This is a genomic window from Rhodobacteraceae bacterium LMO-JJ12 (genome assembly GCA_021555075.1).
Classification (GTDB): Bacteria; Pseudomonadota; Alphaproteobacteria; order Rhodobacterales; family Rhodobacteraceae; genus JAKGBX01.
This window is the reverse complement of record JAKGBX010000001.1, coordinates 318,504-341,893: the sequence shown is the minus strand read 5'-3', so window position 1 is coordinate 341,893 and position 23,390 is coordinate 318,504. Positions and strand designations below refer to the sequence as shown.

The following is a 23,390-nucleotide window of genomic DNA, read 5'->3' as shown; positions in this document are numbered from 1 at the left end:
AGATGGGCGACGGCGACAGGATGCAAACGAACGGTGGGCGATCTACCCGCCGCGAGTGCGAGCCTGGAGCCTGGCATCAATCCAGGTTGTTGATCGTCGTCCCCAGTCCTATCACGGTTCCCACGAGCCCCATGATCGTGCGCGCAGCGGTGATCGGGCTTTCGGTTGCCAGCACCGTATCGCGTGGATTGATCTCGAACTTGCGGGCGGCAAAGAGGCCATCGGCGCCGGTGAGATCGAAGGTAAAGACCACCTGTTGCATCTCTGGTCCCTTGCCATCGGAGCGCAGTTGTCGCGTCGTATAGTCGCGAAGCACCAGAACACCCTTGGGGTTGGCCCGGCTATCGGAAAGCCCGCCGATGATCGACATCGCTTCAAGCGCGCTGATTTGTTCTTTTTCAAAATAGATCAGCTCTTCCTTGCCGGTGGCACCGAAGGCTGTGAAATAACGGTCGTCCTCCTGCACGAGCACCTTGTCATTGCCGCGCACCACAACGTTTTTCGAGGCGTTGGCAAACAGATCGTCGGCGCGCACCTCGTAGGTCTTGCCATCGCGGATCAGGCGCACCAGCGGATTGCGCAAAGAAGACGAGATTCCGCCCCCTTGGGCAATCAGGCTTAGAATGGTGACATCGCGCCCTTCCAGCGGATAGGTGCCGGGTTTGGCCACGCCGCTAACCAGATCGGCCGAATTACTCTGACCCGAGCGGTGAATCACTTGCACCTGCACATCCGGGGAGATCGGTTCCAGCGTCTCTTCGATCTTGGCGCGAGCGGCATCGGGAGACATACCGCGCACTTCGATGTTCTCGGCATAGGGCACAAAAATCTTGCCAGTGGGCGAAACCACAAGCCCATCCATCCGCACCGTTCTCTGTTGCGGGCTTGTCAGCAGCGAGTTTTCCTGACTGTCCCAGATTATCAGGTCGATATGATCACCGGTGCGAATGATATTGCCCGCGGGACCACGGCCGCCGCCGGGCCATTGGTAGCTGCCGCGCCAACCGGTGGCCGGCCATTTGTGCAAGGCTGCGACATTGTCGCGGGTTACTTGCACGACCTGAAAGGAGGGCGTTTCGGAGTCTTTTTCCTTGAGGATCTCATTGACCATTCCTGCACCGCGCGGCAGCGAGCAGGCAGCGAGGAAAAGCAGAGCTGCGAACACACAAAGGTGTTTCATCGAATATCGCACTGGACCCCCCCGGTCACCAATATCAGGTATTGCGAATTGTATTACAGGCTATATGCGGTGATACATAGCCTCAAACGTCAACAACAGTGAAGGATTTTCTATTGACGTTGCCAATGTGCAAGACCGGCACGGTTCTCATTCTCGGCGCCAGCGGGAAGCTGGGGAAAATGCTGAGGCGTCATTGGCGGATCGCAGCTCCCAAAGGCGTGACAGTGAATTGGCAATACAGGGAAAACCCGACTGAAGGCGGTTGGCGCTGGTCTCCGGGCGAGCCGACGCAAGGGGTGTTGCCGCAAGTCGATGCGATTGTGGCGCTTTGGGGGGTGACACCCGGGCAGGGGGCGGATCTGGCCAAAAACCGCTCACTCGCGCTGGAAGCGATGGCGTTGGCAGAGACGCTTGGCGCTGGTCGGGTTCTGCACTGCTCATCGGCGGCAGTCTATTCACCCGGACCTGATTCTTTGGACGAAACCCAGGCGGGGGGCGCCATCAACGCCTATGGTGCGGCCAAGTTGGAGATGGAAGCGGCGCTGGCGCGATGGACGCGCGCGCATCCGGATGGGCCGGCAAGCTGCGCCATGCGGATCGCCAACGTGGTGGGGGCGGACAGCCTGTTTGGCGCCATGGCGCGGGGCGACGGGGCAATTACGCTGGACCGGTTTGCCAATGGCGAAGGGCCGTGGCGCAGCTATGTTTCGGTGGCAGCACTGGCGCGGTCGATCGAGGCCCTGCTGGGGTGTGGCGCGGCGGAATTTCCGCAGATCGTAAATGTCGCCGCGCCCACGCCTGTGGCGATGGAGGCGCTGGCGCGGGCGGCGGGCCGTGACGTCGACTGGCGTGAGGCGCCAGAGGGGGCGGCACCGATGGTGGCGCTGAATACGGCGCGTCTGTCGCGGCTGGTGAGGCTGCCGAGCGAAACTGCCGAGGACATGATCGCAGGGTGGCACAGGCTGAGAGAGGCGACGCCGTGAGCTTTGATAAACGTCTGATGGATATCGTGCTGGCGCTTGTGCTGAGCGTTCTGCTGTCGCCCTTGATTGTCTGTGCGGCGCTGTTGATCCTGATACGCGAGGGGCGGCCGATTTTTTATGTGGCCGAGCGGATGAAAGCACCGGGGCAGCCGTTCAACCTTTGGAAATTCCGCACCATGCGTAGCGCGGCACAAAACAGTGGCGTTTCGGGTGGCGACAAAGCCGACCGGATCACCGACACCGGCCGTTTCATGCGCCGCACGCGGCTGGACGAGGTACCGCAGCTTTGGAATATCCTGCGCGGCGATATCAGTTTTGTCGGCCCGCGCCCGCCGCTGCGCCGGTATGTCGAGCAATTCCCCGAACTATACGCCGAAGTATTGAAAACGCGACCGGGGGTGACCGGGCTGGCGACGCTGGCGTTTCACCGCACTGAAGAGCGGCTTTTGGCGGCGTGCTCTACAGCCGAGGAGACCGAAGCCGTTTATACGCGCCGCTGTGTGCCAGCCAAGGCGCGGCTTGATCTGATCTATGCGCATAATCGCAACCTTTGCTTTGATCTCAAGCTGATGGTGGCGACAGTGTTTCGCCGGGTGTCGCTGCATCGCCGCCGCTGAGACGCGGGCGGGTGCCCGGGCTGTGACAAGCGTCTACTTGCCAGAATGGCAAGGCTCGTGCAGCATGACTCTATGCTATTTGCATTCATTCCATGGAGAAATTTATGATGAATACCGGTTTCAAATCAGTCATGACAGCCGTGACGGCCAGCGTTTTTCTGACGCTGAGCCCCCTGCCCCTACACGCCGACATGCAAGCCCATATTGGTCCGCTCAATGAGCTTGTCGAGCTTGGTCAGGATGGCGCGTGGACGCTGGAGGACAAAGGCGGCTGGTTCACGATGACCAATGCCAGTGATCCCGGCGCGATCAAATATTACTGGATGGGGGTGCCTGACTCGCAAGGGCCTGACTATGGTGTGTCGCTTAACGTGGTGGCGCAGAGCGATGGCAATGAGAAGCCGTCTTTTGCGGGGTTGATTTTTAACTATCGGGCCAACGATCGCTATATGGGCGTGACGATTGGCACCGATGGTGGCGGTTATCTTTTTATTCGCACGCCCGATGGTTTCAAGACCCATCGCGCCGAGAAGGCAACGGCCCGCAACGATGGCTCTGACATAATCCGTGCGCATGTCAGCGACAACAACAAGGTGCGCTTTGAACTGAATGGAGAGACGATGTACACCATCGACGGTCCCGATGGGTTTTCCCCAAAACTTGGGGTCATGGCGATCGGGCAGGGAATGTTTGGCTTTACCGGGTTCACGGTTTTCTAAGACGGCAACGCGATACGTGAGTGATGACAAAACCGCTCCCGATGGGGGCGGTTTTGTTGTTTAGCGCCGCGGTTGAGCGGGGCATTTTCTAACGCGACATGCGGCGTTCGGCGATGCGGGCCATGATTGAGGCGCCGACCGGCAGCAATTCGGGGTCGAGAAAAAAGCTGGGATTGTGCAACCCGGTGGTGCCGGAATGGCCGACGCGGCAGTAGGCACCGGGGATCGCCTTGAGCATATCGGCGAAGTCTTCGGAGCCTGTGGCGGGTTGGTCGGTGTCGGAGGTGTTTTCCTTGCCGACGATGTCGGCGGCGGCCTCAAGATAAGCGTCTGACAGCTCGGCATCGTTGATCAGCACGTCGAAAATATTGCGCAGGTCGATGCGGATCTCGACGCCATAGGCCTTGGCGAAGCCATCACAGAGTTCGCGCAAGCGGGTTTCAGCAATTTCGCAGACCTCATCCTTGAAATAGCGGATTGTTCCGGCCAGCGTCGCGGTATCGGGCACGATGTTATAGGCAGAGCCGGAATGCAGTTGTGTCACCGACAGAACGCAGGAATCGAGCGGGGCAATATTGCGTGACAAGATGGTTTGCAGGCTGCTGACCAGGGCCGAGGCGATGACCAGCGGATCGCGCGATTGCTGGGGCATGGCGGCGTGGCTGCCCTTGCCCTGGATGGTAATGTCAAAGAATGACGCACCGGCCATGGCCGTGCCTTTGCAGATGCCCACCTTACCGGGTTCACCGTTGGGTGAATTGTGCATGCCATAGACTTCGTCACAAGGGAAACGCTCAAACAAACCGTCGGCGATCATGCCGCGCGCGCCGCCCAGCCCCTCTTCGGCGGGCTGAAAGATCAGCACGGCGGTGCCCGCAAAATCGCGGGTTTCGGCGAGATGTTTGGCAGCCCCCAGCAGCATGGTTGTGTGGCTGTCATGGCCGCAGGCGTGCATCACGCCCGGATTGGTCGAGGCATAGGGCAGATTGGTTTCCTCGTGAATCGGCAGCGCATCCATGTCGGCGCGCAGGCCAATGCGGCGGGTGCCGTCGTGCTTGCCCTTGATCAGCGCGACAACGCCGGTTTCCGCGATGCCGGTGTGGACCTCGTCAACGCCATATTCCTTGAGTTTATCCGCCACGATGGCGGCAGTGCGCTTTTCCTGAAAGCCAATTTCAGGATGGGCGTGCAGATCTTTGAAGATCGCTGTCAACTCGTCCGTGCTTGCGGCGATGATGGGGAGAATGGCCATGGTGTTGTGTCCTTGAATTGCCCCTATTGTCAGGGCGGGCGGCGAAAAATGTGCGTCTTGGCAATCGTCCGGTGGATGCGCGCCCAAGACCTGCGTTCATATTGCATGACGATTGCCCAGTCGCAAACCGGCAAGCCCATGCGCCGTGGTTCGCAAATATCGTATTCGGGAAACCGCGAAAGTCAGGGCGGGTGTATTGCACCAAGGGGCATTTGCATTGTGTAGTGCCTGCAAGGAATTGTGCAACCGTGCGGCGCAGGATGTCGCCGGGTCGAAACTGGCCCGCGCAATCTGCCCAAACTGAGGACAACACAAAATGGATCCGCTTGCCCTGCCCGGTCTGAAGGCCCCTGCCAGCATCTCGATCGACACTTGGGGGATGGCCCATATCCGGGCCGAAAACCAACAAGATGCGTTCTTTGTGCAGGGGTTCAATGCGGTGCGCGACCGGCTTTGGCAGATTGATCTCTGGCGCAAGCGGGGCCTGGGCCTTTTGGCGGCTGACTTTGGCCCGGGATACCTGATGCAGGATCGCGCGGCGCGGCTGTTTCTCTATCGTGGCGATATGGCGGCGGAATGGGCCGCCTATGGCCCGGATTCCGAGATGATCTGCACCGCCTTCGTCGCCGGAATCAATGCCGGGATTGATCAGGTGATGGCTGGGGTCTTGCCGTTGCCCCCGGAATTTACCGAGTTGGGCACCCGCCCGGCGCATTGGCAACCCGAGGATGTGGTGCGTATCCGCACGCATTGCCTGTCGCGCAATGCGACGTCGGAAATGGCGCGTGCCAAGGTGCATCGGCTGGCTGATCCTGAGGTTGATCTGTTGCGGGTGCCGCTGTCGCCTTCAGTGCCCGAGGATGAGTGGGAATTGTCCAGCGCGGTTGACCTGCCGGATGATGCGCTGGCGGTTTATGAATTGGCCACCGCGCCCGTCACCTTTGAGGCCGAACGGTTGGCTGCGACACTGGAAGACGCCGAGCTGTGGTCGGGCGTGGATGCGCGCAAGACCGTGCAACGCGTTGCGCCGCCGACGATGGAGGGATCGAACAACTGGTGCATCGCGCCGACGATGACCACGACGGGGCGTGCGATCATGGCGAGCGATCCGCACCGCGCCCATGGTGCGCCGTCGCTGCGCTATATGGTGCATCTGAGCGCGCCGGGCATGGATCTTATTGGCGCGGGCGAACCATCGTCGCCGGGGATCATGGCGGGGCACAATGGGCAGGCCGCCTTTGGCATGACGATTTTCTGCGCCGATCAGGAAGATGTCATGGTTTACGCAATCGCGCCGGACGATCCGAACTTGTATCGCTATGGAAGCGGTTTCGAGGCAATGGAGCGGATCGAAGAGGTGTTTTCGGTCAAGGACCATGACGATCAACGATTGGAGTTGTTGTTCACGCGGCACGGGCCGGTTGTCTATCGCGATGCGGCCGCGCAGGTGGCGCTGGCGGTGCGCACGGTGTTTACCGATCCGGGAACGGCGCCATATATGTGTTCGCTCAAATCCATGCGCGCCCAGACGATGCCTGCGTTTCGCAAAGCGTTGGAAACCTGGGGCGCGCCATCTGCCAGTCTGGTCTACGGCGATGTGACCGGAGATATCTGCTGGCAGCCCGCCGCCTATGTGCCGCGCAGGACCGGCTGGCGTGGTTTGACGCCGGTGAGCGGGGATGGTCGGTTTGAATGGCAAGGGCATCTCTGTGCCGCTGACTTGCCCGCGATTGTTAATCCGGAGAGCGGTTTCGTGCATTCCGCGAACGAAATGAACGTGCCGGACGGATGGGACCATGACGGGATGCCGATCGGTTTTGAATGGTATCAGGACGGGCGGGCGGATCGCATCGCCGAGGTAATTTCTGCCGGGGAGACAACGGATGTCGCGGGCAGTTGCGCGTTGCAGACTGACAGCTATTCGGCGCTTGGCGCGCGGCTGGTGGCTTTGGTGCCGGATGACGCGCCGACACCGGCGCGCGATTTGCTGCGTGAATGGGATGGGCGGGCAGAAGCAGGATCGGCGGGCGCGCTTTTGTATGAGGTCTGGTTATCGAGCCATCTGCGCCCCGCTTTGTTGAGCCGGGTCGCGGGTGACGGTGCGCTGCGCAGTCTTCTTGTTCCCGGCAATATCGCAACGGTAGTCCGTCTGTTGGAGGGCGCGCACCCAGAGCTTGCCGCGCGGGCGGGGCTTGGCGACAGCGCCGAGCGCGCGGCGTTTCTAAGTGAAACGCTTGGCCGCGCGTGGGACGATACCTGTAAGCGGTTTGGAACTGACCCTGCGCGCTGGCGGTGGGGCGATCTTCACAAGGGTTGGTTCGATCACGCGCTGAGCCCGGTACGGCCGGGCTATGACGTGGGGCCGTTTGACAAGGGTGGCAGCAGCACGACCGTGATGCTGGCGCATTACGAGGCCAGCGATTACCGCGTGCGGGTCGGGGCGTCGGTGCGCATGGTGGTCGATGTGGGCGCATGGGACAACAGTGTCTGGATCAATGCGCCCGGACAGTCGGGCATTCCCGGTGATCCGCATTACGCCGATCTGGCCCCGATATGGGCCAGAGGCGAATATGTGCCAATGCTCTATAGCGCGGCGGCGGTGGACGGCGCGACACAAGAACGGCTGGAACTGCGCCCGCTTTAGGCGCGCGCAAGTGCTGTGGTGATCCTGTCACCCCCCCTCTCGCCTTTATGTCAGCCGGTTTTCAGGGGGCGCAGCAAGAGCGGGCCATAAAGCACTGCAAAGCCGCCGTAGGCGCCTATCCAGGCAAGCCCTGCAAGCGCATAGAGGATGTTTGCCTGCATTGGCCAGACGCCCGCCAAAAGTCGCAGGAGCATGGCCGCAAGCACACAAACATAAAGCGCGGTGGTGCCACGGCCCGCCGTGAGCGCCTGCCCGGTATGGCCCAGTGTTGCGCGGGTCATTACGGCCACTGTCATCAGCCCGATTGTTCCCGCCATCCAGATATGTTGCGCGGCGGCAAAACCGAGCACGCCGGGGCGCAAGATCTCAAGCGCGACGAGAAGTGCGCCAATCGGCAGCAGTGCATAGCCGAGGTGCAGCACCCAAAGGAGCGGTTCGCTGAACGAACGCTCGCCCGCCCAGCGCGACAGGCGGATCAGATGCAGCACGCCTGCAAGCAGGAGCGCGACACCGGTTGCCATATGGTCAGGCATGACGACCCAGAGGAGAAGCGCGATCAGCAGGGTCACGAGGCTATATTTGTCAAAGGTCTTCATCGGCGGCACCGGAAGCTTACCTGCGCCGCGCCGCACCAGCCAGTTGCGGGTGAACGAGGGCACGATACGCCCGCCGATCACCCCGATCAGCATCAGCGCCGCACCGAGACCGATGCGCAGCCCGTAGCCTTGGGCGGCGAAATCGCCGCGCGCTGCCTCAAGGTGGAACACGCCATTGCCGAGGATCAGGGCGCCAAGCATGAAAAGCACCAGGAGGTTGCGCCAATTCTTGCCCGCCACGATTTCGCGCGTCAGAACGGCGGCAAGCGTGACAAGCATGGAGAGGTCCGCCACCGCCACCAGCCAGACCGGCAAGCCTGATGAGAATGACACCGCCAGCCGCCCAATGATCCAGAGCGCGAAGAGTCCGCCCAAGGGCCAGCCGACAATCGGCAATCGCCCGGTCCAGTTTGGCACCGAGGTGAGCAGAAACCCCGCAACCACGGCCGAAAGATAGCCATAGAGGAATTCATGCGAGTGCCATGTGACCGGATCAAACCGCGTCGGCAATTCGATATGGCCCGAGAGCATGGGAATCCACAGCACCATTGCCAGAGCGGCCCAGACACCTGCGCCAAAGAAGAACGGGCGGAAGCCGTAGGTCAGCAATGTCGGCCCGTTCCAGGCGCGCATTTGTTCGGCGGTGGTACTCATGGAGAGGTCCTTTCTGTCTGAACACCCGCGTCAGTGAGAATGATATCGAGCGCGATATCGTGCGGCTGGGGATAGATCGTGGCCAGTTGCGCCGTCTGAAGGCCGATGCCGATGGTTGCGGGGCGCGGGGACAGGGCGGCGAGGGTGCGATCAAAATAGCCACCGCCATAGCCAAGCCGATAGCCCAGATCATCCCAGCCCATCAGCGGCGCAAGCGTGATGTCGGGGACAAGCGCGTCGGCCTCGGGCGGGGGAACGGGGATGTTCCAATCGCCGCGCACCATCTTGGTGTCCGGCGTCCAGCGGCGAAAGACCAGCGGCGCGGCCTTGGTTTCGACGATCGGTAAGGCGATGGTCACACCTGCAGCGTGCAACTCGTGCATCAAGGGGCGCAAATCAGGTTCCCCCTTGATCGGCCAATAAGCGGAGAAGATTTGCCCCTTGGCACCGTTGAATCGGGTTTGGAGCAGGTCACGCAAATGGTCGATGATGGCCTGACCGACGGCGGCGCGCGCATCGACGCTAAGGGCCTGACGGGCGGCACGCAGGCGGGTGCGTTCGCCACGACGCCAGCGGGCGACATCGCGGGCCTGCTCTGGATCGACGCCAAGCGGGTCGAAATAGTCGGGTGCGATTTCGCTCGCCATGCAGGGAGAGGAGGCATAGCGGCCTTGGGGTTCGTCATCTGTGGTCATGGTCAGCCTCCTTTTGGCTGCGTGTGCGTTTGGACGCGCGCAAGCAGCTGTGCGCCGTCAGATACCATCCGTCGCAAAACGTCGCCCGCCGGGAGTATATCATGGATCAGCCCTACGCCCTGCCCGGCATAAAGCGCCATCGCTTCGAGATCTCCGGTGGTCGTGCGCAGCGGTGAATCGGTACTGAAACGCAGGCGCGGCGCGTCATCGTCCCATGCGATGACGTCGCGCGGCAGGTTTTCCGGGTCGTGGTTCATCAGGTCTGTGCCCAGCGCATCTGTCACGCTGTTGGCGAGCACGCGCACCGCCGCACCTTTGGGCCAGTTAAGCACGAAAGCGTCTGTCAGCAGTGTCTCGGCGCCATCGGCTTTAGCGATGCGGGCCTTGTGATAGGGGTGGGCAAAGGATTCATCGGTGGCAAGAAAGGCCGTGCCGACATGCACGCCTTGTGCGCCCATGGCGAGCGCCGCAGCAAGGCCTGCGCCATCAGCAATACCGCCCGAGACGACCACCAGCAAATCTGTGCTGCTCAGGATATCGGCAGCCAGCGCGAAAGCGCCGCTGCGCCCGTGAACATGGCCGCCCGCCTCAATCCCTTGCGCGATTATGACATCGGAACCGGCGGTTTGAGCGGCGCGCGCGGCCTCCAGCGTGCCGACCTGATGCAGAACAAGGCAGCCTGCGGCTTTGACGCGTTCGATTGCCCTTGGAAGCACGTCCCAGAAAAACGAGAACGCCCCGACACCGAGATCGAGGCAGCGGGTGATCTGGGCATCAAGCAATGCCGGATCGGTGGCTGCCGGTATCAGGTTGACGGCAAACGGGCGATTGGTTGCGGCGCGCAACGCTGTAACCTCGCGTTCGATCAGGTCGGGCGCTTCGCGCACCATGCCGAGCGTGGGGTATCCGCCCGAATTGGCCACGGCGGCGGCCAATTCCCAATGCGACACGCCGCCCATGCCCGCCAGAAGGATCGGAACATCACATCCCAATGTGTCGCAAAGCGGCGTGTGCAGGGCTTTGGCCCCTTCCCGTGTCATTTGGCAATCATCACAATAGGCGTAAGTTGATTAACCCTGAACCGTCGCACCGGGTTCGAATTGCGGGAACAGGATATCATTTTCCAGATGCATGTGTTCCGTCAGATCGGCGAGGAATTCATCAAGCCCGGCATAAAGCGAAGTCCATGTGCCGCAGGCGTGTTCCGGCAGGGTGGGGCCACCTGTCAGACGACGTATCTCGGTGATATCGCGGTCATGGCCTTCGTGATCGGCGCGCATGACGGCAATCGGGTTTTCGAGGCCGGGTATGCCACCCTTGCGTATCGCGGGAAACAGGATCAGCTCTTCTTTTTTCATGTGCACTTCCATCTCGCCGATCAGGCGGCGCAGGATCGCGGAAAGCCCGGCAGGAAGGTTCTCTGCGCCAGCATGGACCATCTCGATCCGCTCGGCCTGTTCGGCCAATTGGGGCAGCTGTTCGCGGTGGCGCTGGTGATAGCGTTTTTCGATATAGAGCGTCAGCGCTGCGGCATCATCAATCGGGGCGACATCAGGGGTCAGGGCGGCTTGGGTCATGCGTGAGTCCTTTCTTCAACGCGAGTTGGGTGACGGCTACGAGGCATTCTGAATGGCGTTATCCAGGGAGAGTGCGATGTGATTTGCATGGGTGATGACACGGTCGGCACCTTCGGGTGTGCAGACCTCTCTTGCAGTTTCTTCAAACAGCGCGAGCCAGCGTTCGAAATGATCCCAAGCGACCGGCAGGCCGATGTGGGCGGGAACCGGTGCGCCGCTATAACGCCCGGTCATCAGGGCGACAGAGGACCAGAAGGCAACCATCCTTTCCAGATGAGCCGTCCAATCGGTGATACGTGTCTCAAAGATCGGCCCCAGAAGCGGATCGCGGCGCACTTTGGCATAAAAATTGTGCACCAAGGCGGTTAACTGCGCCTCATCCAGCCCGGTTGCGCGCATGACCGCACGTGTCATTTCCGGGCGGGCGGAATTGATTTGCGGCGGTACGGGTTGTAACTGTACCATCTGAGCCTCCGCTGGATTGGTGTTTGCAAACTGATCTAACCCTTGTTAATAGGTATTGTAAATACCCATTCGATAAACAGGTCAATCAAATGCGTCTTACTTCCTTCACAGATTATGGCTTGCGAATGCTCATGCGTATGGCAAGTGCGCCGGATCGTGCGTTTTCCACGGCAGAAATGGCAGAAGAATTCGGCCTGTCACGCAACCATCTTGCCAAGATCATGCAGCGCCTCGGGCACGTCGGATTGATCGAAACGCGGCGCGGAAGCGGCGGCGGGGCAGTTCTTGCCCGGCCTGCCGAGGAGATTCAGCTTGGCACAGTGATCGCCCTGCTTGAGGATGGTCAGTCGCTGGTCGAATGTTTTGGTGTCGACGGCGGCGCGTGCAGTATTCATGGACGTTGCGGGCTCAAAGCGCGCCTGCATTCGGCCGAGGCGGCGTTTCTGGCTGATCTCAATCGCTCGACGCTGGCGGATATTGCACTCAAGCCTGATGGCGTGCTTTAAGCCACGCCCCCTGCTCTATCCGGCCCAGCCCAGCGCGATTGGCGGCGCGATACGCAACAGATCGACGGCGCGCGCGGCAATCTGATCGACCACCTCTTCGAGACTGGCGGGTTTGAGATAAAATGCTGGCACCGGCGGCAGGACAACCGCGCCCATTTCCGTCACGGCCACCATGTTACGCAAATGCGCGAGGGTCAGCGGGGCTTCGCGGGTCAGCAGGATCAGCGGGCGACGCTCTTTGAGTTGCACACCAGCAGCGCGGGTCAGCAAGTTGTCGTCCAGCCCGTTCGCAATTGCTGCAAGGCTGCGCATCGAACAGGGTGCCACGATCATTCCGGCAACTGGCGCCGAGCCCGATGCAATCGGTGCACCGACATTGTCGGACTTGTGCATCTGATCCGCAAGATCGCTGAGATCAGCAAGCGCGTTTTCACCACATTCCGCAAGCAGGGTCCGCTTGGCGGCGGGCGACACCACCAAATCAACAGCCGCGCCGAGTTTGACGAGATGGTGCGCCGTGGCCAACGCAATTGCGGCGCCAGACGCGCCCGATACACCCAGAACGACGCGGGTCACGCCATGCCCTCCATGCGTGACAGTAGGTCGGCCGCAAAGGCGGCATCTTCGGGGGCGGTCTGCATGACCTCGCCCCAATCGCGGGTGGTTTCGGTGCCGATCTTGTTGGTGGCGTCAATGCCGATCTTTCCAGCAAGTCCGGCTTCGGGCGAGGCAAAATCGAGATAGTCCATAGGTGTTTTTTCCAAAATCATGACATCGCGCCCCGGATCCATCCGGGTCGCTAAAGCCCAAGAGATATCATCCCAGTTGCGTGGGTCAATGTCCTCATCAACCACAACGATAATCTTGGTATAGCTGAATTGAGGTAGCATCCCCCATAATGCCATCATCACGCGGCGCGCCTGACCGGGATAGCGTTTGTCGATCGAAATCACCGCCATGCGATAGGAACAAGCCGCAGGCGGCAGCCAGAGATCGCGAATTTCGGGGATCTGTCCGCGGATGACGGGCAACGCGAGACGGTTGAACACCTCGCCAATGATGGCGGGTTCATCGGGTGGGCGGCCCGTATAGGTGGAGAGATAGAGCGGGTCGTTGCGCGTGGTCAGCGCGCTGACATTCATCACGGGAAAAGGCTCGGGCGCGTTATAGTATCCTGTATGGTCGCCAAACGGGCCTTCTGGCGCGGTCTCACTCGGGTGGACCCAGCCTTCGATCACCATTTCCGCATCGGCAGGCACCATGAGAGGCACCGTCTTGGCCGGCACGAGGCGTGGACGCGCGCCCGAAAGGACGCCTGCAAAGCTGAGCTCGGATACGGTTTCAGGCAACGGCAGAGCGGCAGAGAGCAGCGTCGCCGGGTTGGCTCCAAGGACGATGGCGACCGGCATCGGTGCGCCCGCCTTTTGCCAGCTACGATGATGCGCGGCCCCACCGCGATGGGCCAGCCAACGCATGATGATGCGGTCACGCCCGATGACCTGTGCGCGGTAAACCCCGGCGTTATAGTGACTGACGTCGTCAGGCTTGGACCCATGCGGGCGGGTCAGAACCACTGGCCATGTAATCAGCGGCCCGCCATCGCCCGGCCAATGTGTCTGAATCGGCAAGGTGGCGAGATCGACATCTTCGATGACGTTCTGCTGCACCGGCGCATTCTTCGTCAGTTTAGGGCGGGTCGCCAAGGCCGCCTTCAGCATCGGCCAGCGCGACAACGCATCGCGCATTCCTTCAGGCGGGGTTGGCGCGCGCAGGGCGGCGAGGAAGGCGCCGAGATCATCCAGCCCCTCGGGGGCAATGCCAAGCCCGGCCGCGACGCGTTCAGTGGTGCCAAAGATATTCACCACGACCGGCGCATGTGCGCGCGTGCCGTTTTCCAGCACGGGATGGTCGAACCGCAAGACCGGTCCGGCGCGTTCGAGCACTGCGCGATGCACTGCCGTCATCTGATGGCGCACCGAGACAGGGTCGCTCACGGTGGTCAACTGGCCATGGGCAGCGTTCCAATCGAGAAATGCGCGCAGGGTCGGGAACGGGGGCAGCGTGCGAATGGGAAAAATCCTTTTTGGCTAGCGGCTATTGGCTGCCTTAGCACCCGGAGGGCGGGCAAAGTTTGACATTGATCAAGTAATGGCGCGCGCAAAGCGGCTAGTACTGGATTTGGTGCAGCACGTTTGCATCAAATGAATGCTCGAAAATGGAGCTCTGCAATCCTTATGTCCGACCATTCGGTTCACCTGCCGCTGTTCCCGCGCCTGCCCGCAGCGGCACTGCGCCTGGCGCCGCTGACGCCTGCGTCATTGGCGCTTTCGGGGTTTGCAAGACGGTTGGCGACGCGGCACCCGTCGATGTTTCGCCGCCTCGGCGAATATGGTCGCGCGCGATTCGTGCTTGACCCGACCGATTTGCCGGTGTCGATGTTGCTGGAACCGCGCGGTGGACGACCCCGCGTGCATCTGTCGCGCCGCAAGCTACATGGCGATGCGCGAATTGCAGGTCCGCTGGCCGGGCTTTTGGGGATGGTGCACGGCGCATATGACGGTGACGCGCTGTTCTTTTCACGTGATCTTGTGATCGAGGGCGATACCGCCGCCGTTCTGGCGCTGCGCAATGCGATTGATGATGCCGAACTGGATTTGTCTGCCGAGGCGCAGGCAATGTCGGGGCCATTTGCGAGCCAGGTCAAACGGCTGATCGCGATGGCCGAAGCGCGCACTGGCGTGGCCTTGTCGCGCTATGAGGAGGAAGACGGATGGTAATGGAAATCGTCTGCCCCGCTGGCACGCCCGCCTCGCTGCGCGCCGCTGTGAAGGCCGGGGCGCATACGGTCTATTGTGGTTTTGCCGATGAGACCAATGCGCGCAATTTTCCCGGACTGAACTTTGATCGCACGGAAATGCGCGAAGGCGTCGCGTTTGCGCATAGCCACGGCGCCAAGGTGCTCGTGGCGATCAACACCTTTCCGCGCGCCGGATCAGAGCCATTATGGCACCGTGCCATCGCCGACGCCGAGAGCGCGGGCGCCGATGCGGTGATCCTTGCCGATCTGGGGCTGTTGGCACATGCCGCCAAGCATCACCCCGGATTGCGCCGCCATCTGTCGGTGCAGGCAGCTGCGGCCAATGCCGACATGATCAATTTCTATGCAAGCACCTTTGGCGTCAAGCGCGTGGTTCTACCGCGCGTTTTGTCGGTGCAGGAGATCACCGCGATCAATGCCGAGACCGAGGTCGAAACCGAAGTGTTCGTGTTTGGCGGTCTGTGCGTGATGGCCGAGGGGCGGTGTTCGCTGTCGTCTTATGCCACCGGGAAGTCGCCCAACATGCACGGGGTCTGTTCGCCCGCAAGCCATGTGGAATATCACGACGATGCGGGCGCGCTTTCGGCCAAGCTGGGTGGCTATACGATCCACCAGGTTGGCAAAGATGAGCCCGCGCCCTATCCGACACTCTGCAAGGGTTGTTTTCAGGCGGAAGAAAAAACCGGCCATCTGTTTGAAGACCCGGTGAGCCTGAATGCCGAGAAGCTGATCCCGCAACTGGCCAAGGCCGGTGTCAGCGCGCTCAAGATTGAGGGGCGGCAGCGGTCGCGCTCGTATGTGGCGCAGGTGGTGCGTAATTTCCGCGCCGCTGTTGATGCGCAGGCCGCCGGCTTGCCGATGCCCGAAGGGATGCTGGCCAGCCTCACCGAGGGGCAGGCCGCCACCGCCGGGGCGTATAAGAAAACCTGGAGGTAACGCCATGGAACTGAGTGTTGGTGCGAACCAGTTTTTCTGGAAACCCGAGGAGTGGAGCGTGTCTTATAACGCCTTGGCGGCCGCGCCGGTCGACCGGGTCGTTTTGGGCGAATTGGTCTGCTCCAAACGCCTGCCCTTCTATCAAGACCGCATCCCGGCGGCGATCGAGACGCTGCTGAACGCGGGGAAAGATGTGGCCGTGACCTCGCTGGCGCTGATCACTCTGAAACGCGAACGCAAACTGAGCGCCGAATTGATCGAGGCCGGGGTCGAGGTTGAAGTCAATGATCTGTCGATGTTGGCTTATCTGCCCGTGGGGGTGCCTTTTTCGGTTGGGCCGCTGGTCAATGTCTATAACGAGGGCACTCTGAAATGGTTGGCCGAGCGTGGCGCGACCAGCATTTGCCTGCCGCCGGAGTTGCCGCTTGATCCGGTGCGCATGTTGGCCCAACTGGGTCGCGAACTGGGCGTTGCGATAGAGGTTTGGGGGCATGGACGGTTGCCGCTGGCGATTTCGGGTCGTTGTTATCATGCGCGCCTGCATGGCCGCACCAAGGACAATTGCCAGTTCGCCTGTGAGGATGACCCGGATGGGCTGGATGTTTCGACACTTGAGGGACAGGATTTCCTCGCCATGAATGGCGTGCAGACACTGTCGGACAGTTTCGCCTGCGCCGATCATCAGATCGAATTGCTCAAGGAACTTGGCATCGCCCGCTTGCGTTTGTCGCCCCATACCGGAGATTTCGCGGCGGTCTGTGGGCTTTACCGCGACCGCATCGACGGCAAGATTGCGCGCGGCGCGGTGGCCGAGGCTCTGGAGGTCATGCAACCGGGTATCCGGTTGAGCGACGGATTTTTGACGGGTGCCAGCGGCGCCGAATGGTCGGGCGCGATGGTCAAAGCCTGAAACAGAACCAAAAGGGAGAATGTCATGGAGATAGCTTTTGTCAGCACTCCGGAACGTGGCGAAACCGATCGGCTTTTGGCCGAGGCGGCCGCGTTGCTTGCAGGCCAGCAGATCAGCGTTGCCGGGATCGTCAAGGAGTTGTCCTATGAGAGCGCGTTTGAAAACGGCTGTGACATGAAGGTGCGGGTTTTGCCGAACGGCCCGGTGATCAAGATCACGCAGGATCTGGGCGACGGCTCGGACGCGTGTCGGCTTGATCCGGCGGCGATTGCCGACGCGGTGGCGCAGGTCGAAAACGGCGATCTGTCGCTGGCGCAGGTGTTTATCCTGAACAAATTCGGGCCGGAAGAGGCCGAGGGGCGTGGCTTTCGCAATGTGATCGGGCGCGCGCTGGAGCTTGGCATTCCCGTTCTGGTTGGCGTGGGCAGCGGTAGTCGCGAAGAATTTGACGACTTTACCGATGGCTTGGCCGAACCTCTGCCCGCCGATACCGAAGCGATCAGCTCGTGGTGCCTGACCGCGATTGCGTCGGCGGGTTAAAGCGCTTTGCATTTAATCCGGGTCACGGATTTGATGCAAAACGCCCACACTATTGATGGGTAGCCCTCAGCCCGCGCCGCGCGGGGGCGGGAATGACATTTCCTTGTAGGGCGTCCAATCCTCGATCTCGGGATAGAATTTCTTGCGCCACGCACGCACGCGCGGATTGAAGCGGCGACGCCAGAGCGGTGGAAACATCGCCATTGAGGTCATCGGCGGATAGCCCGTGGGCAGGTGCGGTGCTTCGTTTTCATCGAAAATCTGCAACAACGGAAAGCGGCGCATCGGGTGCAGGTGATGATCGGCGTGGCGCTGTAGGTTGATCAAGAGCAACCCCGAAACGCGGTGCGCCGAATCCCACGAGTGATGCGCGCGCACGGGTTCATATTTTCCGTCGCCCTTGTACTCGCGCGTCAGACCGTAGTGTTCGACATAGTTGGTCAACTCAAGCTGCCAAACGGCAAGGAAGGCTTGCAAAACGAAGAGGCCGACACCCATCCAGCCACCGATGACAAAGGCAAGCGCAAGGAACGCAAGTTGCAAAGCGGCGTATTTGAACATCGGATTGGAAGGATGCCAGGGGCCACGGTCACGTCGGGCCAGCATGGCCTTTTCAGCGCGCCAGGCAGACCCGAGACCCTGGCGCAGCACGCGGGGAAAGAACCGCAGGAAGCTTTCGTTATAGCGTGCGGTCACCGTGTCGCGCGGGGTGCCGACATGGGGGTGATGCACCAGAAGATGTTCGGTGCGGAAATGACCATAGAGGACCATCGCCATAAGAAGATCACCAAAGGTGCGTTCAAACCTTGCGGGTTTGTGAAACAATTCATGCGCATAGACGATGCCGACGGTGCCGGTGGTTACGCCAATGCCGAACATGATCCCGAAGGTTTCAAGCGTGGAATAGCCATCAAGATGTGTGAGCGCCCAGATCGCGCCGAACACCAGACAGAATTCAATCGGGAACCAGATCCAGGTCAGCAGACGGAACCAGAACAGTTCGCTGTCGGGGGTGTCGGGGTCGGGGTTGGTCAGGTTCTTGCCCAAAAGGGTGTCGAGCAACGGCATCAGCACCCAGCCATAGGCGGGGATCAACAGGATGGTCCAGCCGCCTTGGGTGACGGCCAGAATTACCAGAGGAACGAACGTCAGGGTCAACCAGTAGGGCCATGCCCGAAGGGCGGCAGCGGGTCTTTTTGTCATTACTCGGCCTTGTTTTTGAGGGCGTCTGTGTCGCGCGGAATCAGGCGCAGATAGATACCGTCGCGTGCGCGCACGGTCAGGTGGGCCTCGGGGACGGGCGCGCGGCCCTCGATGGCTTCAAAGCGATAGGCGCGCACCAGCATCGACAGCAAAAGTGTGCCTTCGGCCATGGCAAAGGCCGAACCGGGGCAGACCCGCGCACCGGCGGAAAACGGGATATAGGCCTTGCGCAGGCATTCCTTGCCGTTGGGCGTTTCAAAGCGGCCGGGATCAAATTCATCTGGCCGCTCCCACAGGCGTTCATGGCGGTGCAGGTGCCACGGGCTGAGGATCACCTGCGAGCCAGGTTTGATATCACGTTCGCGGAACCGCTCAGGACATTTTGCCTCGCGCACATACATCGGCACGGGGGGATAAAGGCGCATTGCCTCGCGAAACACGGCGCGCGAATTACGCAGTTTGTTGACGGTCGAAAAATAGATCTTTTCAGGGTCAAACGAGGTCTGAGCCTCCTCGGCCACGCGCTCTTGCCAGTCGGGATTGGTGGCCAGCAGATAGAGCGACCAAGCCAGAGCGGCGGCGGAGGTTTCGTGCCCGGCGAGGAAGAAAATGGCGACCTGATCAATCATTTCCTCGGTTTCGAAACATTTGCCGGTTTCGGGGTCGGGTGTCGTCATGATCTTGGTGGCAAGATCGTCAGGCGCTTTACCGGCAGCGATTTCACGCGCCCGCGCCTCGGTCAATTGGGCGATCAGGCCGCGGATCGTGGCCGCAGTGCGACGCGTGCGGCGCGAATGATAACGCGGGAACCATTTTGGCAAGGGCAGCAGAGAAAACAGGTTTGCGACCGGTTGCTCCTCTTGATGTTCGCGAAAAGTGGCGAAGGCTGCGCTGGCAATTTCATTCTCGACCGGGACGGAAAACAGGGTACGAAAGATGACGTCCATCGCGACATGGCTGGTATGGCTTTCGATTTCGACCGGCTTGCCATCGGCCAGCGGGCGCAAGCGTTCAACCACCGCAACGCCACTGTCCCACATCGACGGGAACACGGTGCGCAAGCGACCGCCCTCAAAGGCCGGATCGATGATGCGGCGCTGATGTTCCCAGAGCGGACCGTTGGAAATGAAGATCGACTCGCCCAGAAGCGGCTTCAACCCGACACGAATACGTTCGGACTTGGGGAAATCCATCGGCCGTTCACGCAGCACGAGATTGACGAGATCGGGATCGTTGCACATGTATGAGCGAAAGAACGGCGTGCGCAGTTCGGCCATCCAGGCGCGATAGAGACGCGCGGGCTGCGCCGAGAGAATGTCCTTCTTGAACAGCTTGAAATAGGTCCAGAGCGAGACTTTTCCAGCCCGCGATGCCGGTTTGGGCGGCAAGGGACCAGGCAGGGGTTCATTGGTATCAAACAAGCGGATGCCCTTTCTGCATGTCGCCCCAACGGGGCCGAACATTTCGGCAACACTGGGCATTGCGACGCCGAGCGTCTTTGACGGGCGTCAAAATTCTGCCGCTTTGCTTTGAAATAGATTGTTTCCGTTGCGTGTTTGATCTCGGTCAAGACGCGATTGTGGTAATTGATTTCTTATTTCTCGGATATGTCGCTTGGCCAGTTCCAAATGCGGCGCCCGGTGTGTTTGGAGAACGCAATGACGAAAAAGGAACACCCCTGTGGCAACTGCCGTTTCTACGAGCAAAGCCTATGGCAGCCAGTTGCGGGCAGCGATATCTCCACTCTCACCCGAAGTTTTACGCGGCGCGAACTGGATAGCGACAGTGTTCTTTATCATCAGGGCGCGGCCAGCGAGGGGGTTTATTGCGTATCACGCGGTCTGATCGCCCTGCGCAGTTTCTGCCCTGACGGGTCATCGAGCCTGCTGCGGCTTGCCTACCCCGGAGAGTTGATCGGGTATCGCGCATTTCTGACCGGACGCGAGCATCGCTCCGAAGCCCAGGCCCTGTTGCCTTCAAGGGTCTGTGTAGTTGCGCATCGCGATGCCAAGCAAGTCATACAGGCCTGCCCGGCGGTTCTTGTCCGTCTGGCGGAACGCTGTGCGAATGAGCTGGATCAATGCCATGAACGCATACAGGACGCCGCCCGCATTCCCAACAAGCAACGTTTGGCGCAGCTTCTGGAAGACCTCATGGCCGCTCATGGCAAGGAGGAAGGCGATGTTTGGCGTATGCGTCTGCCGATCTCGCGCCAGGATCTTGCTGATATTCTGGGGGTTCAGCCAGAAACTCTGTCGCGTCTCTTGCGCCGGTTGCAAGACGAAGGGCTGCTCCAGTCATCGGGCCGTTGGGTCGAAATGCCAAGTCTGAAACACCGCGAAGCGAGTTGACACGCCTCTGAAAGTTCAAACAGGTTTTGTATTCGGCGTGAGCCACCGAGTAATTGAAAAACACCTGAGAAAATCAAAAAAGCTCAGACCTTTTGCGCATGATCCAATCAATAACTCGCAAGAAGTTCTAAACCATGCATTGTCGCGATGTATTACTGGCTGGTGCTTGCGCTGACACGCGCGCAAGAAATGATCTGACAAATTACCTGAGCGCAGTTTCAGCTTCCCGCGTAGAGGTGTAGGTATCCCTGCCCGCTGCCGGGCAGGGAAGACTTGCAAAGGCGATTTAAATGAAGGTGAAATCTTCCAGCCCAAGTTCAGCGGCATTGACGCCTTCCAGCAGGATCGTATGCCCCTCATAGGACATCTGCGCGCCCTGGGCGGTGTTCACGATGTTCAGCGCGTCCACGTAGCCCTGAAGCCCTGACCCTGGCGCATTGTCGATACCCGACATGCGGAAGGTGTCTTCGCCATTGGTCCAGTCGGTGATCACATCGGCATCACCGTCGTTGAAGCCGTTGAAGACGAATTGATCAGCACCCGAGCCGCCGGTCATCGTGTCGTCCCCGTTGCCGCCATTGATCACATCGTCACCGGCGCCGCCGTCGATCTCGTCGTGGCGACCACCACCTGCGAGGAAATCATCGCCTTCACCGCCGATTACGACGTCGTCGCCTTCGCCACCGCCGATGCTGTCATTGCCGGCGCCTCCGTCAAGCGTGTCGCGTCCGGTGCCGCCGCCAAGACTGTCATTGCCATCGTCGCCATCAACAGCATCATTGCCATAGCTGGCACCGATGGTGTCATCGCCATCGCCGCCGAACAATGTGTCGTTCCCGGCGCCCCCGGCCAGAACGTCGTCGCCTTCATTGCCCAGCACGAGATCGTCGCCCATACCGCCGCCGATCGTGTCATTGCCGCTGCTGCCGGTCAGGATATCGTTACCCAGTCCGCCGCCGACGTTGTCGTTGCCTGTGCCGCCGTCGATGCTGTCGTCGCCGTCAGAGCCAGAGATGTTGTCATTGCCATCGCCACCCGAAAGGCTGTCGCTGCCGCCGCCACCGGCGATGACATCGTCACCCCCCGTTCCGACCAGCGTATCGTCACCTTCGGTTCCAACGACCGTGTCGCCAGGTACCGTGGGGTTGCTTGCGAGCAGATCGCCCACTGCGTAGCTGCCATCCGAGAACTGAACTGCTTCCATTCCAACCAGTTGATCGGTGCCTTCGGCCGAGACGATCTGATAACCTGAGCTTGTGGTGGTGACTGTGGCATCGGCCCGCGCCACGTTCAACACAGCCGTGTCAAAGCCCGCTTCGCCTCGCAGCGTGTCGTTGCCAGCTCCGCCCGTCAGGGTGTCATCTCCGCCCATGCCGCGCAGATAATTTGCGTCAGCATTGCCGATCAGCACATCATTCCCATCGCGCGACCCGCGCAGATGTTCAATATTGCTGAACGTATCGGTGAAGCTTTCGCCGCTCCATGTACCGGTGGCTATACCCGTCATCAGATTGACTGTTACCGCTTCAACCCCGCTGCGATCATAGCGCAGCGTGTCTTCGCCCGCGCCACCATCCAGCGTGTCGTTGCCGCGGCGCAGGATGAATGTCTCGTCGCGATCGCTGCCGATGATGGAGTCGGCGTAGTCGCTGCCGCGCAGTTGCATCGCGTAGCTGCCGCCCAATATGTTGATGGTGTCGGTCCCGCCCAGACCGTCAGCTATGGTGCCTTGGCTCAGATCGGCGACGATGCCACTGGTAGAACTATGGTAGCCCAGCCGAATGGAGCCCCCGAGCGTCAGGTTGAACTGGTCATCGCCTGCACTGCCCAACAGCTGCACGTATCCACCATCAAGGGACACATTGAAGGTATCGTCACCCGACCCCGTCTGAATAGACAATCCACCGTCCGAGGTATTCATCGGATCTGTGACATCGATCAGAGTGTCGACGCCGGACTGCTTGACAACGCTGCCGGTGTTCGCGCCCCCGTCGATTTCAACCGTAACTGGTCCGAAGCTGTAGTAATCAACTGTGTAATAGTCGGCACCCACTGCGCCGGTAAAAACAATGGTGTCATTGCCATGGCTACCGGCGATGTAGTCGGCGTAGTCGTTGTGGCCCGGCGTGATCAGGTCATTTCCGTTGCCACCATCAATGACATCATCGCCCGCGCCGCCATTCAGGGTATCGTTTTCGTCACCGCCGTACAATGTATCGTTGCCCATACCGCCCATGATCACATCAGCATGCTCATCATCAGGGCCAACAAAATCGTCTTCGCTGACCGTGACGTCGGGGATATCCGCAAAGCTGTAGACCGTCCCGCTTGGCACGTTCGTCTCGTTAAGGCTCTCGACGAATGTCTGAAGTGAGGCGGTATTGTTGAAAATGGAAGACGGCAGGTCGTCACCGCTCAACTGGAAGACATAGGTCTGGTCAGCAATATCATCAAAAAGCACCAAGGCCTGAAAACTGATGCTGCCGTTGGTGAAATTGCTGACGCCGACCTCCAGCGGATTCGTGCTTGAGTCTTGCGCATTTGCTCCGTCGAGTGCGATGTAGTAATCGTCAAACTCCAGTTCGTATTCCCCGGTACCATCGTCGAAGGTTCCTACCCTGACAGCTTGGAAGGTGCTGGTGCTTTCAGAGACCACGATCTGAAGTTCGCTATCGGTGAAGCTCTGGATTGAGTCGCCGTTTTCCTGCATCACAAAGCCGTTCAGGGTATATGTCGTCATTGTC

General features: G+C 60.4%; 21 protein-coding genes and 2 pseudogenes. 10 read left to right on the top strand and 13 right to left on the bottom strand.

Annotated features, from left to right (window positions below; genetic code table 11):
- Window positions 1–76: 76 nt before the first annotated feature.
- Window positions 77–1,180, bottom strand: coding sequence for a polysaccharide export protein (locus LZG00_01680; protein MCF3592703.1), 1,104 nt, complete (start codon window positions 1,178–1,180; stop codon window positions 77–79).
- Window positions 1,181–1,293: 113 nt separating this feature from the next.
- On the opposite strand from LZG00_01680, the gene LZG00_01675 reads away from it, so the two are divergent.
- From LZG00_01675 to LZG00_01665, 3 genes are all read left to right on the top strand, one after another.
- A complete protein-coding gene (locus LZG00_01675) occupies window positions 1,294–2,163 on the top strand; it encodes an NAD-dependent epimerase/dehydratase family protein (protein ID MCF3592702.1) in 870 nt (289 codons plus the stop codon).
- Window positions 2,160–2,780 (top strand): sugar transferase, encoded by a 621-nt coding sequence (locus LZG00_01670; GenBank protein ID MCF3592701.1) that lies wholly within the window; start codon window positions 2,160–2,162, stop codon window positions 2,778–2,780. Before LZG00_01675 ends, LZG00_01670 begins: the two co-directional genes overlap by 4 nt.
- Before the next feature lie 104 nt (window positions 2,781–2,884).
- The gene (locus LZG00_01665) at window positions 2,885–3,499 is read left to right on the top strand and encodes a hypothetical protein (GenBank protein ID MCF3592700.1); all 615 of its coding nucleotides are present in this window, start codon (window positions 2,885–2,887) and stop codon (window positions 3,497–3,499) included.
- An 88-nt stretch (window positions 3,500–3,587) separates the two neighbouring features.
- Here LZG00_01665 and LZG00_01660 read toward each other — a convergent pair whose 3' ends face one another.
- A complete protein-coding gene (locus tag LZG00_01660) occupies window positions 3,588–4,751 on the bottom strand; it encodes a M20 family metallopeptidase (protein MCF3592699.1) in 1,164 nt (387 codons plus the stop codon).
- 316 nt (window positions 4,752–5,067) lie between these two features.
- Here LZG00_01660 and LZG00_01655 point away from each other — a divergent pair, with 316 nt between their 5' ends.
- Complete coding sequence (locus LZG00_01655) at window positions 5,068–7,395, top strand: penicillin acylase family protein (protein MCF3592698.1); 2,328 nt, start codon at window positions 5,068–5,070, stop codon at window positions 7,393–7,395.
- Window positions 7,396–7,445: 50 nt separating this feature from the next.
- Here the strand turns inward: LZG00_01655 and LZG00_01650 are convergent, their stop codons facing one another.
- From LZG00_01650 to LZG00_01630, 5 genes are read right to left on the bottom strand one after another with little or no spacing between them, the layout of a single operon-like run.
- A complete protein-coding gene (locus tag LZG00_01650) occupies window positions 7,446–8,645 on the bottom strand; it encodes an NnrS family protein (protein ID MCF3592697.1) in 1,200 nt (399 codons plus the stop codon).
- Entirely contained in the window at window positions 8,642–9,340 is a 699-nt protein-coding gene (locus LZG00_01645) for a 5-formyltetrahydrofolate cyclo-ligase (protein MCF3592696.1), read from the bottom strand. The genes LZG00_01650 and LZG00_01645 overlap by 4 nt, the downstream gene beginning before the upstream one ends.
- Before the next feature lie 2 nt (window positions 9,341–9,342).
- Window positions 9,343–10,380: a nitronate monooxygenase gene (locus LZG00_01640; protein MCF3592695.1), complete on the bottom strand. Its 1,038-nt coding sequence runs from the start codon at window positions 10,378–10,380 to the stop codon at window positions 9,343–9,345.
- A gap of 30 nt (window positions 10,381–10,410) precedes the next feature.
- A complete protein-coding gene (locus LZG00_01635; GenBank protein MCF3592694.1) occupies window positions 10,411–10,917 on the bottom strand; it encodes a hemerythrin domain-containing protein in 507 nt (168 codons plus the stop codon).
- A 36-nt stretch (window positions 10,918–10,953) separates the two neighbouring features.
- The gene (locus tag LZG00_01630; GenBank protein MCF3592693.1) at window positions 10,954–11,382 is read right to left on the bottom strand and encodes a group III truncated hemoglobin; all 429 of its coding nucleotides are present in this window, start codon (window positions 11,380–11,382) and stop codon (window positions 10,954–10,956) included.
- An 89-nt stretch (window positions 11,383–11,471) separates the two neighbouring features.
- Here LZG00_01630 and LZG00_01625 point away from each other — a divergent pair, with 89 nt between their 5' ends.
- Window positions 11,472–11,888 carry an Rrf2 family transcriptional regulator gene (locus tag LZG00_01625; protein MCF3592692.1) on the top strand — a complete coding sequence of 139 codons (417 nt, stop codon included), beginning with the start codon at window positions 11,472–11,474 and terminating at the stop codon, window positions 11,886–11,888.
- Window positions 11,889–11,903: 15 nt separating this feature from the next.
- Here LZG00_01625 and LZG00_01620 read toward each other — a convergent pair whose 3' ends face one another.
- On the bottom strand, window positions 11,904–12,464 hold the full coding sequence (locus tag LZG00_01620) for a UbiX family flavin prenyltransferase (GenBank protein MCF3592691.1): 561 nt from the start codon (window positions 12,462–12,464) through the stop codon (window positions 11,904–11,906).
- Window positions 12,461–13,957 (bottom strand): UbiD family decarboxylase, encoded by a 1,497-nt coding sequence (locus LZG00_01615; protein MCF3592690.1) that lies wholly within the window; start codon window positions 13,955–13,957, stop codon window positions 12,461–12,463. The genes LZG00_01620 and LZG00_01615 overlap by 4 nt, the downstream gene beginning before the upstream one ends.
- A 165-nt stretch (window positions 13,958–14,122) precedes the next feature.
- Here LZG00_01615 and LZG00_01610 point away from each other — a divergent pair, with 165 nt between their 5' ends.
- From LZG00_01610 to LZG00_01595, 4 genes are read left to right on the top strand one after another with little or no spacing between them, the layout of a single operon-like run.
- On the top strand, window positions 14,123–14,665 hold the full coding sequence (locus LZG00_01610) for an SCP2 sterol-binding domain-containing protein (GenBank protein ID MCF3592689.1): 543 nt from the start codon (window positions 14,123–14,125) through the stop codon (window positions 14,663–14,665).
- Complete coding sequence (locus tag LZG00_01605) at window positions 14,665–15,642, top strand: U32 family peptidase (protein ID MCF3592688.1); 978 nt, start codon at window positions 14,665–14,667, stop codon at window positions 15,640–15,642. Before LZG00_01610 ends, LZG00_01605 begins: the two co-directional genes overlap by 1 nt.
- Before the next feature lie 4 nt (window positions 15,643–15,646).
- On the top strand, window positions 15,647–16,552 hold the full coding sequence (locus tag LZG00_01600) for a U32 family peptidase (protein ID MCF3592687.1): 906 nt from the start codon (window positions 15,647–15,649) through the stop codon (window positions 16,550–16,552).
- Window positions 16,553–16,576: 24 nt separating this feature from the next.
- A complete protein-coding gene (locus LZG00_01595) occupies window positions 16,577–17,092 on the top strand; it encodes a DUF2478 domain-containing protein (protein ID MCF3592686.1) in 516 nt (171 codons plus the stop codon).
- 66 nt (window positions 17,093–17,158) lie between these two features.
- Here LZG00_01595 and LZG00_01590 read toward each other — a convergent pair whose 3' ends face one another.
- Together LZG00_01590 and LZG00_01585 are read right to left on the bottom strand one after the other, a co-directional pair.
- Window positions 17,159–18,295, bottom strand: a complete 1,137-nt coding sequence (locus LZG00_01590; GenBank protein MCF3592685.1) for an alkane 1-monooxygenase — start codon at window positions 18,293–18,295, stop codon at window positions 17,159–17,161.
- Window positions 18,295–19,716, bottom strand: a complete 1,422-nt coding sequence (locus LZG00_01585; protein ID MCF3592684.1) for a cytochrome P450 — start codon at window positions 19,714–19,716, stop codon at window positions 18,295–18,297. The genes LZG00_01590 and LZG00_01585 overlap by 1 nt, the downstream gene beginning before the upstream one ends.
- A 237-nt stretch (window positions 19,717–19,953) precedes the next feature.
- Here LZG00_01585 and LZG00_01580 point away from each other — a divergent pair, with 237 nt between their 5' ends.
- Window positions 19,954–20,646 carry a Crp/Fnr family transcriptional regulator gene (locus LZG00_01580; protein MCF3592683.1) on the top strand — a complete coding sequence of 231 codons (693 nt, stop codon included), beginning with the start codon at window positions 19,954–19,956 and terminating at the stop codon, window positions 20,644–20,646.
- Window positions 20,647–21,169: 523 nt separating this feature from the next.
- Here LZG00_01580 and LZG00_01575 read toward each other — a convergent pair.
- Window positions 21,170–21,307 (bottom strand): annotated as a pseudogene (locus LZG00_01575) (hypothetical protein).
- 22 nt (window positions 21,308–21,329) lie between these two features.
- A pseudogene (locus LZG00_01570) lies at window positions 21,330–22,873 on the bottom strand (calcium-binding protein).
- Window positions 22,874–23,390 lie beyond the last annotated feature (517 nt).